Annotated in this window: 12 protein-coding genes; 3 read left to right on the plus strand and 9 right to left on the minus strand. The window is 43.5% G+C overall.

Annotated features, from left to right (window positions below; genetic code table 11):
* Positions 1 to 7 precede the first annotated feature (7 nt).
* From clpS to rpiA, 6 genes are all read right to left on the minus strand, one after another.
* Positions 8 to 421, minus strand: a complete 414-nt coding sequence (gene clpS / locus E5Y90_RS07760; protein ID WP_151204984.1) for an ATP-dependent Clp protease adapter ClpS — start codon at positions 419 to 421, stop codon at positions 8 to 10.
* Between the two features lie 18 nt (positions 422 to 439).
* Entirely contained in the window at positions 440 to 1,189 is a 750-nt protein-coding gene (locus E5Y90_RS07765) for a DUF6776 family protein (RefSeq protein ID WP_174659894.1), read from the minus strand.
* A gap of 77 nt (positions 1,190 to 1,266) precedes the next feature.
* Positions 1,267 to 2,316: an N-acetyl-gamma-glutamyl-phosphate reductase gene (gene argC / locus E5Y90_RS07770; protein ID WP_174659895.1), complete on the minus strand. Its 1,050-nt coding sequence runs from the start codon at positions 2,314 to 2,316 to the stop codon at positions 1,267 to 1,269.
* 148 nt (positions 2,317 to 2,464) lie between these two features.
* Complete coding sequence (locus tag E5Y90_RS07775; RefSeq protein WP_416377161.1) at positions 2,465 to 2,758, minus strand: hypothetical protein; 294 nt, start codon at positions 2,756 to 2,758, stop codon at positions 2,465 to 2,467.
* Between the two features lie 463 nt (positions 2,759 to 3,221).
* Positions 3,222 to 3,902 (minus strand): M48 family metallopeptidase, encoded by a 681-nt coding sequence (locus E5Y90_RS07780; protein ID WP_174659896.1) that lies wholly within the window; start codon positions 3,900 to 3,902, stop codon positions 3,222 to 3,224.
* 366 nt (positions 3,903 to 4,268) lie between these two features.
* On the minus strand, positions 4,269 to 4,940 hold the full coding sequence (gene rpiA / locus E5Y90_RS07785) for a ribose-5-phosphate isomerase RpiA (protein WP_174659897.1): 672 nt from the start codon (positions 4,938 to 4,940) through the stop codon (positions 4,269 to 4,271).
* 104 nt (positions 4,941 to 5,044) lie between these two features.
* Between rpiA and ilvA the strand changes: the two genes are divergently transcribed.
* From ilvA to E5Y90_RS07800, 3 genes are all read left to right on the plus strand, one after another.
* Positions 5,045 to 6,583: a threonine ammonia-lyase, biosynthetic gene (gene ilvA / locus E5Y90_RS07790; RefSeq protein ID WP_174659898.1), complete on the plus strand. Its 1,539-nt coding sequence runs from the start codon at positions 5,045 to 5,047 to the stop codon at positions 6,581 to 6,583.
* Positions 6,584 to 6,747: 164 nt separating this feature from the next.
* Positions 6,748 to 7,404 (plus strand): potassium channel family protein, encoded by a 657-nt coding sequence (locus tag E5Y90_RS07795; protein WP_174659899.1) that lies wholly within the window; start codon positions 6,748 to 6,750, stop codon positions 7,402 to 7,404.
* Positions 7,401 to 8,741 carry a TrkH family potassium uptake protein gene (locus E5Y90_RS07800; protein ID WP_174659900.1) on the plus strand — a complete coding sequence of 447 codons (1,341 nt, stop codon included), beginning with the start codon at positions 7,401 to 7,403 and terminating at the stop codon, positions 8,739 to 8,741. Before E5Y90_RS07795 ends, E5Y90_RS07800 begins: the two co-directional genes overlap by 4 nt.
* A gap of 72 nt (positions 8,742 to 8,813) precedes the next feature.
* On the opposite strand, the gene E5Y90_RS07805 is transcribed toward E5Y90_RS07800, so the two are convergent.
* The 3 genes from E5Y90_RS07805 to E5Y90_RS07815 form a co-directional block, all read right to left on the minus strand.
* Entirely contained in the window at positions 8,814 to 9,956 is a 1,143-nt protein-coding gene (locus tag E5Y90_RS07805) for a phospholipase A (RefSeq protein ID WP_174659901.1), read from the minus strand.
* Positions 9,957 to 9,977: 21 nt separating this feature from the next.
* The gene (locus E5Y90_RS07810) at positions 9,978 to 12,917 is read right to left on the minus strand and encodes an insulinase family protein (protein ID WP_174659902.1); all 2,940 of its coding nucleotides are present in this window, start codon (positions 12,915 to 12,917) and stop codon (positions 9,978 to 9,980) included.
* A 181-nt stretch (positions 12,918 to 13,098) separates the two neighbouring features.
* The gene (locus E5Y90_RS07815; RefSeq protein WP_174659903.1) at positions 13,099 to 13,548 is read right to left on the minus strand and encodes a GNAT family N-acetyltransferase; all 450 of its coding nucleotides are present in this window, start codon (positions 13,546 to 13,548) and stop codon (positions 13,099 to 13,101) included.
* Positions 13,549 to 13,664 lie beyond the last annotated feature (116 nt).

Here is a 13,664-nt window from a genome sequence, read left to right on the forward strand (position 1 = left end):
AACCCCCTTAGTTTTTAGGCTCAATCTGGCAAAGTAATGGATGACCTTGAGATCGAGCGCAATTGTTAACTTGGTTCGCTTTGGTTTCCGCAATATCCCGTGGATAGACCCCAGCTATACCTTTCCCTTCATAATGTACAGTTAGCATCACTTGAGTTGCTTGGTCAAGATTCATTGCAAAGTATTGTTGTAAAATTTCAATTACAAACTCCATAGGGGTATAATCGTCATTCATCAATACCACTGCATACATCGGTGGACGCTTTAATTCTGGAGGCGCAGTCTGTACTGCAATATCTGAATCACCCTCATGATCGGGTTCGTTGCTTAAACGCGGACTCATATGCCAATCAACAATTCCAGACTGATAAAAAGAATTTTTGACATCACTTAAACACATTTGACGTTTATTGTTTGGCATAAGATTTCTATTTCACACTTAATTTGCATTTGCTTCGGTCTTAGGAATTTCAGACAACACAGTAGACGGACTTTCTACCGCTTTTCCTTGATCCCAGCTAAAACGGCGTGTGACCGGTTTAGAACCTGTCAAGCGCACTTCGATAAATTCTGGTCTAAAGCCTTTGGGCATGGTCCAGCGCCCAGTAAGACGTTCATAGTTTTCAAAATTGAAACTCTTATCCTCCATCGGCACGACCAGAATTTCTGAGCCTTTGATCAGACGCATTTCGACTAAACCGGATACCCGATTTTTGCCTGGACTGACCTGAATCAGATCAAGCTGATATTCAAATGCATTGTCTGGCAAAGGCTTAATGCCAACATGCTGGACAGTCAAGGCCAAACCACCACGCTGACGTAAAATTTCCCGGTAAATTGTACCCAGACTTTCTGCCTGAACCTGTTCATCCTGGGCTTTGGTCATGGCTAAATAGAGGTCATTGGTATTACTGACCGCCAGATCTCGCTCCTGAACCGCAGTATTCAGGCTTTTATTCATGCTTTCCAGACTGGCTTTCTGCTTTTGTACCACTTCGACCAACTGTTCAGCATCAGCATCAAATCCGACCACAGTCAAACCCTGACGGTGTCCGACCGTATAGCCCAATAAGCCACTGCCCAACATCAATACTACTGCACCAACCACCAGAGGACTGCTGCCTTTCATCAAAGGTTTTTTTTCATCCGGCTCTTGAGGGATCGTCGCGTTTGAGTCTGTATTCGGCATTTTGATCTCTAATTCGATTTATTCAAAACACACATTTAAATCTAAATCTAAATGTGTGTGAAGTTCTAATACGTTTTTTATGGTAATAAGCCGATATTATTCAAGCCAGCATCTTCTGCAAAACCAAACATCAGGTTCATGTTCTGCACTGCCTGACCTGCTGCACCCTTAACCAGATTGTCTTGAACGACCAGTATCACCAGCTTGGCCGGCTGTGGCTTATATAAAGCAATCCGTAATTCATTGGCGCCACGTACTGAACGGGTTTCAGGTGAACTGCCGGCCGGCATCACATCTACAAATTTTTCGCCAGCATAGTACTGTTCATATAATGCCTGCAAATCTGCAGCCTGGCCAGCTTCGGTAAGGTCGATATAAATAGTCGACAACATGCCGCGGATCATCGGGACAAGATGCGGAACAAACAGGATCTGATCGAATACACCCTGCTGTCCTGAGATATTTTCTAGGGCTTCAACAATTTCCGGGTGATGACGATGACCTGGTACTCCATAAGCCTTGAAGTTATCTGAATTCTCAGAGTAAATCATGCCCAAGCTGGCTTTACGGCCTGCACCAGAAACACCTGATTTCGCATCAATAATAATACTCTCAGGCTTCACCAAAACTTCGTTAGCTTGTAAAACTGGTGCCAGACCCAGCTGTACAGTCGTTGGATAACAACCCGGATTTCCAATTACACTGGCTTGTTTGATGTCTTCACGATTCAGCTCAGATAAGCCATACACAGAATTTTTTAACAGTTCTGGACATGCATGCTTCATGCCATACCACTTTTCAAACTGGGCAAGATTCTGTAAACGGAAATCTGCTGCCAGATCAATCACTTTGGTATTTGCGGCCACCAGGGCTTCAGCATGCTGCATGGCAACACCATGAGGAGTTGCGAAAAACACCACATCACATGATTTAAGTAAATCCTGACTTAAATCAGAAAATTCAAGATCGGTATGACCGCGTAAGCTCGGGAACATATCATCCACACGACGGCCTGCTTCCGTACGTGATGTAAGTGCTTTCACTTGAACATTTGGATGTCGCAGCAATAGACGTAAAAGTTCAACGCCTGTATAGCCTGTACCGCCTACAATACCCACTGAAATCACGATCTTTACCTCAAAAATGTCTGTTTTCTTTATAACGTAATAGTATGACAGGAAGTTGTGGCTTTCTAAACCATTTTACTCAGGATTGATGCTTTTTTATAATTTTCAGCGGGTTGAGATTTTAAAAGTCTTGAAAGCACATACCGGTTTAATTCCCCTCATTGGTATTTAACTTTGTCCAGCTGCGATAACACAGATAAAGCCCAAAGAAAAATCCTGGCATAGCCAAAAACACAATAGGATCAGCCTGAACTGTAAACGGCGTTAGGCCAATAATGGCAAGCAGTACTGCAAGCGTCGCAAGCCATTTAGGAATTACTCTTTCCCGACTCCAGAGTAGAGCCATAATAAAGAGAATCGTCCAGGCCAATACACTAGAGATGAGGACTAAATAACTGGTCCAGTGATAAGAAATCGGATTGTCAGGAGAGAGCATATTCAAGATAAAAAGCATATAGAAAAATAATGCCGGCAAAGACATTAATATAATCAGGAGACTGATGCTAAACCGGTTCCAATTCATGTGAATAAATTCTAGTAGTTATGTGTCGATTTTAACCAAAATCTGAAAATGATAAAGTCTTAATTGCTTAGGCTATTAAGAATAAGCTTAAGATAAGACCAATTTAAACGATGCAACTTCATATTGATCACCTTTATATAACCGAAATTCGGATCAATTTAGGAATCATAGCAGCCTATAGTTATACCAATATTAAAACCAGCTGCAGTCTGCTAAATTTTATATTCTTATAGGCTGATGCAATTAGGCTTTATTGACAATCTGTCTGTATTGCAAAATGTATGTATGTTTATGCTGACATGCGCATGAAATATAAAACTTAAACATTCTAAATAATTTATACAGAAGCGCTAGCAAAACGTGCTGTCTAAAAACACATAGATTAACAATTCCACCAATATGGCAAAAACGTATTTTTTAAATACTGACGATGTTGCTGAAAGTTTGCATCATGTTGAGCAACCAACTGCCAGAACCTTGAGCTGTGATCGAAATGGTGAGTATGTGCAAGTTCATGTACACTTACATAACGCACAATCTCTTGAGGAAACAACACCAGCGCACTGTTGAGCATAATGTCATGTTTGGCTGAACAACTGCCCCAGCGGGTTTTGGGTTGACGAATATGACAGACATTAAAAGACAGCCCGGTTTCCTGAGCGATTTGCACCAAATACCCCGGCAACTGCTCCTTGGCATAGGCGATGACAAATGCCTTTAAATAAGCTTCAGGATTCCGGTCACTGATAGAAAGCTGGAGTTTTTCTGATTCAAAAACAAAATTATTTTTTTGGCTTTGATAACAAACCTGTAGAGCTTGGGCTTGATTAAAAAGTTGCAATTGTGCCGGTAAAGTCTGGTCAATACTTTGTACTTGTTCCTGCTGAATTTTCCATGTTTTTAATAACCAGGATTCGGCCTGCTGTAAAAAACTTTGTATTTGCTGCTTACTGCAAGAAACCGGCACCGTCATTTTGATCTGCTGATGCTCTACACGTAAACGTAAACGTCTGGAGCGAGCATTTCGGATGATTTGAATTTCAGGTAGGTCGTTTAGGGTCATTTTTTATATTTAATCATTAGGGTCTATTGACACTGCGTCCATGTTTGCGAAGTGAGAGATCTATTTTGCAAGATTTTTTTAGCAGAGATAAGGCATAAGCAGGAAACTTAGTCATTCTAAATGCTTTCGTTATGAAACTTGGCAACAGTTTCGCTACTCCTTTCGTTTCATGCCTCATCTCTACTCAGCTTTAGCTTACAGCACAAGCAAGCCATTTATGAAAGATCAACAGATCCTATTTTATTCATTTCTCTCACTCCCCCCTTTTTTAATAAAGAGGAAGATTCAAACTTTTAAAAATTTCTAGGAGCCTGATCAAAATTAAAAACGTTCCCTCCTTTAAAAAGGAGGGTCAGGGAAAACCTCTTAAACCGCAGTGCGTTCTTCAATTCCATGATTGGTTGCGACAATCGCAATATCGGCTTTATTTAATGCAAAAATTCCGTTACAGACAACGCCAGGAATATCGTTGATGCTTCTTTCCAGCTCAAGAGCATTCAAGATATTCAGGTTATAAACATCCAGAATTACATTACCGTTATCAGTCACTACACCTTCACGATAAGCAGGATCTCCCCCCAGGGCAACCAGTTTACGTGCCACAGCCGAACGTGCCATTGGGATCACTTCTACAGGAAGCGGGAAATCACGTCCCAATTGCTCCACCCATTTTGAATCGTCAACGATACATACAAATTTTCTTGCAATAGAGGCAACAATTTTTTCACGTGTTAGCGCAGCGCCCCCACCTTTGATCATGTGCATATGACGGTCAATTTCATCGGCACCATCTACATAAGCATCTAAACTGCCAACGCTGTTCATATCGACCACGTCTATACCCAGCTTTTTCAGACGCTCTGCTGTGGCTTCTGAGCTTGCCACTGCTGCTTCCAGCTGAAGCTCTGGCAAAAGATCAATTAAAAAGTTCACGGTACTGCCTGTACCAATGCCTAAAATGCCCCCTTTTGGTAAGTGTTTTAAAGCTGCTTTGGCCGCAGCCTGTTTTTTCTCATCTTGGGTTGCATATAGACTCATGACATCACTCAACTATTTTGGACTTTTGCAGCATTTTTAAACCGAAAAGCCGTATGGTTTGTTACAATAAGCGCCTATTTTAAACTGTTAGATGGAAAATTAACATGCTGTCTCGTTTGGTTCGACAAATTTTACAAGCAACGGTCTACGATGTTGCAATCGAAACTCCACTCGAAGCAGCGCCACGAATTAGCGAACGACTCAATAACAACATTCGTTTTAAGCGTGAAGATTTACAACCGGTCTTTTCTTTTAAACTACGCGGTGCCTACAACCGTATTAGTCAATTACCGAAATCCCAGCTCGAACGTGGCGTTATTACGGCTTCCGCAGGCAACCATGCACAAGGCGTGGCACTGTCTGGTAAAAAGTTAGGGATTCGCGCCATTATTGTGATGCCGAAAACTACACCGGATATCAAAGTACAAGCCGTTAAACGCCTGGGTGGTGAAGTGGTTTTACATGGTGATTCATTTGATGTCGCCAACAAGTATGCAATTCAGCGTGCGCAAGATGATGGCATGACCTTCATTCCGCCTTATGACGATGAGCTGGTGATGGCAGGTCAAGGTACGATTGCCAATGAAATCCTGCGTCAATGGCGTGATGTAGATTATGTATTTGTTGCGGTTGGCGGTGGCGGCCTGATTGCCGGGATTGCAGCCTATCTGGGAGATGTGGCGCCACACGTCAAAGTCATTCCAGTGGAATATGATGAATCTGCCTGCCTAAAAGCTGCTTTAGAAGCAAATGAGCGTGTGACCCTTCCATCTGTCGGTTTATTTGCAGATGGAACGGCGGTGGCCCAGATTGGTGAAAAACCATTTGAAGTGATTCGCCTGCAAAAATCAGACAACTCAGGCCCGATCGTCGAGCCGAATGTAGTACTGGTCAATACTGACGAAATCTGTGCTGCAATTAAAGATACATATGACGAGTGCCGCAGCATTGTTGAGCCATCAGGTGCGATGGCGCTGGCAGGTATTAAAAAATACGTTGAAGAACATCAAATTACCGATAAAAATATGGTGTCGATTGTCTGCGGCGCCAACATGAACTTTGATCGTTTACGTTATATTGCAGAGCGTACTGAACTTGGCGAGCGTAAAGAAGCCATTTTTGCCGTGACCATTCCTGAAGAAAAAGGCTCATTTCTGAAATTCTGCCGCGCCCTGCAAGGGCGTAATATTACGGAATTTAACTACCGTGCCAGTGACGCTTCTGCGGCACAGGTTTTTGTCGGCATCAGTTTAAAGAATGGTGAAAAAGAGCGTCAGGAAATTTATGAAAACCTTAAGTTTCATTATGATGTTGACGACCTATCCGATGATGAAGTCGCAAAACTGCATATCCGTTATTTAATCGGCGGTCATGCCGATATTGAAAATGAACGCTTATTCCGCGTGGAGTTCCCGGAGCGTCCAGGCGCATTGCTAACGTTCCTGGAGCGTCTGGGTCCTACCCATAACATTACCCTGTTCCACTATCGTAACCACGGCGCAGCAGAAGGTCGTGTGCTGGTGGGCCTGGAAGCTGAAGATGCACAGCAAAACCCGGACGGTCTGGTTGAAACTCTGGAAAGCATTAGCTATCCATACGATGAGATTACCAATAATCTGGGTTATCAGCGTTTCCTGAAATAAAGAGCAGATTATCAAACCGTCTGAACAGGCGGTTTTTTATTGCCTGGATTTTCTGAAAAAAGGCCACAAATACAGGATTTATGTAATAGTAGATAGCTGATTATTCTAAAAATCTTTAAGATATTAAGCAGATTCGATTTGAATAAAAAGTTAGGAACATTTCCATGGCATTATTTGCAGTCATTGGACTCGGTAGCTTTGGTGCAACGGTTGCAACTCAGCTAATTGAGCTGAAACATGAAGTAATTGGCATCGATCTGAATAAAAAATATGTTGAAAATATCTCTGACCAGCTGACACATGCGGTGATTGCCGATGCAACCGATGAACATGTCTTGGATGAGCTGGATGTCAAGCGTTGTGAAGCTGTAGTTGTGGCGATTGGTGAAGATATTGAGGCCAGCATTCTTTGTGTGCTACACCTGAAAAACATGGGCGTTAAAAAAATATGGGTCAAAGCCAAATCCAAGGCTCATCATATGATTCTGACCCATCTGAATGTCGATAAAATTATTCATCCTGAAGAAGATATGGGCGTACGTGTTGCCCAGTCTCTGAGCTATCCAATGGTCAGCCGCTATATGGCACTGGAAGATGATTATTATATTGTCAAAGTCGAAATCCATGCCGATCATCATGGCATGCCGCTACGTAAATTGATGAGCCATGTGCCTGAAATTAAAACCCTGCTGCTTAAACGCGGTAGCCGCATAGACGACAGCCCTGCTCCGGATATTCTGCTTCAAGAGGGCGACATTCTGGTCATTGAAGGTCTGCTTGAACCTTTACGCCGTCTTTCCAAATATTTTAAACGCTTATGAAAACACCAGACCTTAGTTCACATCACACGGTAAATCTTAGTCCGCCCGCCCTTCTGGCTTTGGGTTTTCTCGGGCTGATTTTTATCGGTTCTTTGCTGCTGATGCTGCCGATTGCCCATCAACAGGAGATTAGCTGGCTGGATGCTATTTTTACTGCCACTTCTGCCGTCACCATTACTGGCCTGTCAGTCGTAAACGTCGGAGAAGCGTATACGATGTTTGGCCAAATCATCATTATGTTCTTGTTGCAATGTGGTGGTCTGGGCTTTATGACTTTTGCAATTCTTGCGGTCATGAGTCTGGTGCCAGGAATGGGCTTAAAACAGCAGGTCATGGCTCAGGAATCCATAGGACAAACCAGCTTAAAAAAAGTCAGCTTTACCATTAAGGCGGTTTTTTTATATTCATTATTTTTTGAAGCTATTGGCACTATGATTTTAACCCTGGCCTGGCTGCAAGATTACCCCTTGGGTGACGCTTTATTTTATGCAGCATTTTATAGCGTCTCTGCCTTTAACAATGGTGGATTTTCTTTATTTCCCAATAGCTTAATGAGCTTTTCTGGGCAATATCTGGTGACCTTTACCATTAGCATGCTGTACATCATCGGCGGGATCGGCTTTTTGGTGCTGATGGATGTAAAAAAACATAAACGCTGGTCCAGGCTCAGCACCAATAGCAAACTGATTCTCTCCACCATTCTGGGTTTGAACTTAGGGGCTTTTATTCTGCTCTGGATTTTAGAAGCGTCGAACCCGCAAACCCTTGGAATCCTGAGTCTGGGCGATCAAGCCTTAAATGCCTGGTTTCATGCCACTGTCCCGCGTTCTTCAGGGTTTAACAGTCTACCTTTAGATCAGATGACAGATGCTTCGACACTGATCACCATGATCCTGATGTTTATTGGCGGAGGATCTTTAAGTACCGCAGGTGGCATCAAAGTCGGTACTTTTATTATTGTATTGATCAGCGTGATCAGTTTTTTACGCCGCGAAGATGAAATTCGCCTGTTTAATCACTCCATTTCCGAAAAAACCACCTTTAAAGCTTTGGCAGTGGTCTGTATTACCGCTGGACTGATCATTATGGGCTTTATGAGTTTACTGATTCTTGAACCTGATCATGAGTTTCTAGATTTGTTATTTGAGACAGTTTCAGCAGCCTGCACCGTCGGCTTGTCACGAGGCGTAACCGAAGAGCTGCAACCTGCCAGTTTGATCATATTAATGCTCTTGATGTACGCCGGTCGTTTGGGTCCCTTAACCCTAGCCTACTTTATTGCAACCCCGAAAAAAAGCCGCCTGAAGCATCCTCCGACAGAGATTCAGATTGGATAATTTTTAATTTGAAACACATAAATAGCCGATAAAAAAACCACGCCAAAGCATGGTTTTTTTATTCGAGGTATTTTAATACCAGTTCAGTAAAGATACACCCAAACCGACATAAGTCGCGCGGTGATTATAATCAATCAGACTCTCGCCATAACCATCAAAAAGTTGGAACTGTCCACGCAAACGACCACTAATCGGGAATGACCAGTCAAACTGTACGGCGCCACGACTTTCATCCCCACCTTTCAGTGTATGTCTCAACATTAATGAAAAATCATGTTCCTTGTGACGATAAAATGCAGTCAGATCCCCCCGACCAATATAGTTTTTGATTTCAGGATTGTTATCATCCTCCCACTTCTCTTCAATTCGATACCAGGGGCGAACCATCATGGCGAAATTGTCTTTTTCAAAACCAAGATTCAATATAACCCGGTTCCAGCTACGTGAAAGCGGATCTGAACGGCCATTGGACTGATGGTTAAGCGTCAGACCAAGTAAACGCCAATTTAAACCGAACAAGTCATAATTCGTACGGAAGATCAGACTGGCTTCAGGTTCATAATTGGTTTCACGAAACGGCCGGGACTCGTCCGAATTATAGACCTGCCAGCGTGAAGACTGGGTATAACCTAACCAGAGGTCACCATTATTGCCGAGAATATTTTCCACGGCCTTGGTTTTCAAAGACAGCTGGAATTTTGCTTCAGTTGACGTGAGATTCTGGTTCTCTGTCTCGGTATTGTTCGGGTTTTCACTTTGCGGGAATTCATTTTTTTTCGATGTCCAGAAACCTGGCATCAAATATAGCGGTTGATAGGAACGAATGTTCCATGTACCCAGTTTACTCTCTGGTGAAAGCTCCCAACGGCTATCCATTAAAGACTCAGTGGGAGTCAGTCTTGGCCTCTCAGAAGTATAGATATTAGAAAAAATATCTGCACTTTTTGCTTTCAGGCTATCGGCTGTGGGCCTAAGTTCCTGGGCAGCACGCTGTTCAGAAACAATTTCAGGCTGATTACTGCCCGATGCTTTAAACAAAGTATCGTAACAAGCCAGTCGCTCAGCACTCACTTCCAGTGCTGCACAGGCTTCGGCGGTTGCGGGCGTAGGACTATTGACCAGCACCGGATTTTCCGCATTCGCGTGCGTCCCAACCGCGCAGCCCAGCAAAACGCTCAGCTGCAAAGTTGAGCGCTTAATTGAATTAAGCGCCATCCTTTTTCCTCATTCTTCTATTTATTGAACTTGTTGAATACTAAAACCCAGCTGCTCCAATGCTTCCCGTTTTGCAACAGGTGCAACCACTGCTTTAGATGCTTGCTGCTCAACCAAATAAGTTTGTGCAACACGTTTCAGGTCATCCAGCGTGACATTCAGTAAACGTTCACGCAGCTGTTTGCGAAATGCCGGGGTACGCTGATGCAGATAGGCATAGCATGCAGTAATCGCTTCGCCTGCTGGTGAACCCGGCTTATCCATGCTGGCAATCAGGCCCAAAATGGCTTCTTCCAACTGATGCGGTTGTTGGGGAGCATTCAGCAACCACTGAATACTGGCCTCAAAATCCTGAAAAGTTTCTGCCAGACGTGGATCACGGTAGCTATAGAAACGGAATGAACAGGCATTGCCATCATAGCTGGCACCGCCACCATACGCCCCACCTTTTTCACGTATCGCGCTGTGCAGGAAACCATTACGTAAATAACCTGCCAGCACCATCAGTGCTGCAGCATCTGGATGTGATACCTCCACTGCAGGATAGGCTGCTGCACAGAACTGAACATTGGTCTGAATCAACCAGGCTTCATCATGATCATGATTGACTTTCTCAACCTGTGTCAGCTCAACAGGTGCGTTATTAACTTCCAGCTTGTCCCAGACATGTTGAATTTCTTCAATCAGGCGCTCAGCATGTGGCTCTTCACATACCAGCAGGAACTGCTTAGGTGCTTGCAGCAGGATGTTATGAATACGTTTTAACTCGTCAATCAGCGCATCATACGCAGCCGGGTCTTGTTCAATCTGATTCACCAGATGGATCAGCCAGTTTAAAGCCCCCAAACCGGTATTATGATAATCCCGTAAAGCTAAAGCACTGTGCTGACGCGAAGCGGTTTGCATGGCATAGCTGTGACCAGAACCGGAAATGCGTGACTGCCAGCGTGTTTTACGCTGTTGCAACAGTTCAACAATACGCGCTTTTTCGTCAAAACGTAGCTGCTCGAAACCGATCTTTAATAGACGGATTGCATCCAGATGCGTTGTCAGGGATTTGGTGGTAAGTGTGAGCCAAGCACTAATCTTGTGCTTGTCATCGACTTTAGAGCGTAGTGAAGCCCCCATTCCCAAGCCACCACTTACTGCAGTTTGTAGTTGCTGGAATTCAAGATAGTCGTATTCGCCTGCACCCACTTCACCCATCAAAATAGACAGCAAGTTGAAATACGGCGATTGCACCACTTCATCCGGAATTTTAACCAGTACCTGCTGATAATAAATCCCGTTGGTACCCGCATGATAAAGATTAAGCGGGGTATCTACGCGGTTACAGATAATTTCACGCAACTGGCCCTGCACAATCTGCAACTCGGCAGGAACATCTTCCAGGCCAACTTTAGGTAACAGTTCCAAATCATCCGGAGTATCCTGACGTACTTTTAGGGCTTCAGTCTGAGTAATAATTTCAGCTTTCTGCTCTTCGGTCAGTGTTTTTGCAATTTCAGCCAGACGTGCTTTTTCAGCTTCTGCTTCTTTGGCCGATTTGCCTGCATCTGGAACCAGCGTGAGCTGTACACGATGCGGATTATCCAGTAAATGTTCTTTAATCAGATTCGACAGCCACATCGGATCTTGCAGCTCGTCCTTAACCGCCGCAATGGCAGAATCTACATCCCAGACTTCAACCGGATCACGATGATGAATTGCACTGCCCAATCCACTTAGAATCAGGCTTAATCCATATGGCGTACCGTCACCATTGATTTCACGCTGATGCAGCTCGATTTGATGCAAGATTGCATCAACAGCCTGTTGATCGACAGGTTTGGAAGCTACCTCTTCAAGTATCTTGAATACACCATTTTTAAACTCTTCTGCATGTTCAGGGTTAGAACCTTGAACTGCACAATAGAAGGTCATTTCAAAGTTAGAATCATCTACGCCCAAAAATGGACCAGTCGACTGGGCATAGCCACAGGTTTCCAGATAGTGACGCAGTGGTGAGGCTGAATCTTCCAGCAAGATACCTTCTACCAGACGCATTCCCAGACGTAATTTGATTTCACTAGCTTCAGGCAATAACCAGGATAAAACATGATAGGTTTTATCTTTCAGATCTTCGGCATCTACAGCATAGGTATCGGTTACGGCAATTGGCGCGGTCAAACGTGTTACCGGTGTAGAATACAGTGTTTCGCCTTTTTCAAATTTGAACAATGCCAGATTTTCAAACTGCTCCTGAAGTTCAAAAGCTGATTTATTACCAAAGGTCATAAATACTGCATTACTTGGGTGATAATGTGATTTATAGAAATCCACAAGTTCTTCATAGCTGAGGTCTGGAATATCTTTAGGATCACCGCCCGAATTATAATGATAGGTCGTATCCGGGAATAAATAATGCGCCAAAGTATGATAAAGCTGATCTGAAGGCGAGCTCATCGCCCCTTTCATTTCATTAAAAACCACACCTTTATAGACCGGTTCGCCATTTTCAAACTCGATACGAATCCCTTCCTGAGCAAAATCCAGCGGATTCAGGTTCGCAGCAAACGCTGCATCCATATACACTTCCAGCAGGTTCTGGAAATCTTTGCTGTTCTGGGTTGCAAACGGATAAGCGGTCCAGTCCGCTGCCGTAAATGCGTTCATGAACGTATTCAGTGAACGGCGAATCATTAGGAAAAATGGATCGCGCACCGGGAATTTTTCTGAGCCACATAATGCAGTATGCTCCAGAATATGCGCTTCTCCCTTGGAATCCATGGGCTGGGTGCGAAAAGCCACCAGAAAGACATTTTCATCATGATTGGTCGCCAAATGATAATGGGTGGCGCCAGTCACTTTATGCTTATATTCAGACACAGCAATGTCTAAAGCTTCAACATGTTGTTGACGTACCAACTGAAACGCAGGATGTACAGTTTGAGAAATGGTTTCAGTGACATCTACAGTCATGCGATCTCCTAATATTTAAATTAAAAATAACTGATCGCATTATAGCTGTAGTTGTTTAAATTATTCACTGAGAAATCCAATGATTTTGATCGAATTCAGTAAACTTGATTATTTAAAATGATAAATCATCAAATTCACTTGAATCAGACTCTTAAATCATCTGAGGATACTGATCGAAGTTCTAGATCAGGTATTTGAAGTAGTTATAGTTTGGATGACTTTCTACAAAAACATAGTTCTGTTTCTGATAAAAGCTCGCAGCCTGTTTAATATCGGTATGCAAGCAAAGTGCTGAATAATGCGGACGCGCCAGCTGTTCCAGATAAGCAAGAAGCTGTTTGCCTACCCCATGCTGCCGATATTTTGGATGTACATAGAAACGGCGCACACGGCCAATGCGCTCCTCAACACCATTGTCACCCCATTGCTGATTGAGGCCCCCACAGGCAATCAGTCTGTCACCGTCATAAGCACCCACCAAAAACTCGTTGGCATGGCTAAAGCAGTTTTTCCCCGTACGGTATTCTTCAATCAACTTGTCAATTAATTCGTAACCTTCCTTACGCGCGAGTATGGCCAGTTTTTCAATCTGATCCGGTAGTTCTTTAGCAGTTACAATCTTAATTTCCATATATGCACACTATTTGAAATTGTGGTGAGGAGATACGCTTGCAGAACTTGATGCAAAGCCTCTTACCTTATAAATAAAACAAGACTCTCAAATCAATGGCTGTACAACTCATTGCA

Source organism: Acinetobacter sp. 10FS3-1 (assembly GCF_013343215.1).
GTDB lineage: Bacteria > Pseudomonadota > Gammaproteobacteria > Pseudomonadales > Moraxellaceae > Acinetobacter > Acinetobacter lwoffii_C.

What these genes read in the sequence shown, in the direction of transcription:
- E5Y90_RS07765 (WP_174659894.1), bottom strand. Translation starts at nt 1,189, where the DNA reads ATGCCGAATACAGACTCAAACGCGACGATCCCTCAAGAGCCGGATGAA.
- ilvA (WP_174659898.1), top strand. Translation starts at nt 5,045, where the DNA reads ATGCTGTCTCGTTTGGTTCGACAAATTTTACAAGCAACGGTCTACGAT.
- E5Y90_RS07815 (WP_174659903.1), bottom strand. Translation starts at nt 13,548, where the DNA reads ATGGAAATTAAGATTGTAACTGCTAAAGAACTACCGGATCAGATTGAA.
- E5Y90_RS07805 (WP_174659901.1), bottom strand. Translation starts at nt 9,956, where the DNA reads ATGGCGCTTAATTCAATTAAGCGCTCAACTTTGCAGCTGAGCGTTTTG.
- E5Y90_RS07795 (WP_174659899.1), top strand. Translation starts at nt 6,748, where the DNA reads ATGGCATTATTTGCAGTCATTGGACTCGGTAGCTTTGGTGCAACGGTT.
- rpiA (WP_174659897.1), bottom strand. Translation starts at nt 4,940, where the DNA reads ATGAGTCTATATGCAACCCAAGATGAGAAAAAACAGGCTGCGGCCAAA.
- clpS (WP_151204984.1), bottom strand. Translation starts at nt 421, where the DNA reads ATGCCAAACAATAAACGTCAAATGTGTTTAAGTGATGTCAAAAATTCT.
- E5Y90_RS07800 (WP_174659900.1), top strand. Translation starts at nt 7,401, where the DNA reads ATGAAAACACCAGACCTTAGTTCACATCACACGGTAAATCTTAGTCCG.
- E5Y90_RS07780 (WP_174659896.1), bottom strand. Translation starts at nt 3,902, where the DNA reads ATGACCCTAAACGACCTACCTGAAATTCAAATCATCCGAAATGCTCGC.
- E5Y90_RS07810 (WP_174659902.1), bottom strand. Translation starts at nt 12,917, where the DNA reads ATGACTGTAGATGTCACTGAAACCATTTCTCAAACTGTACATCCTGCG.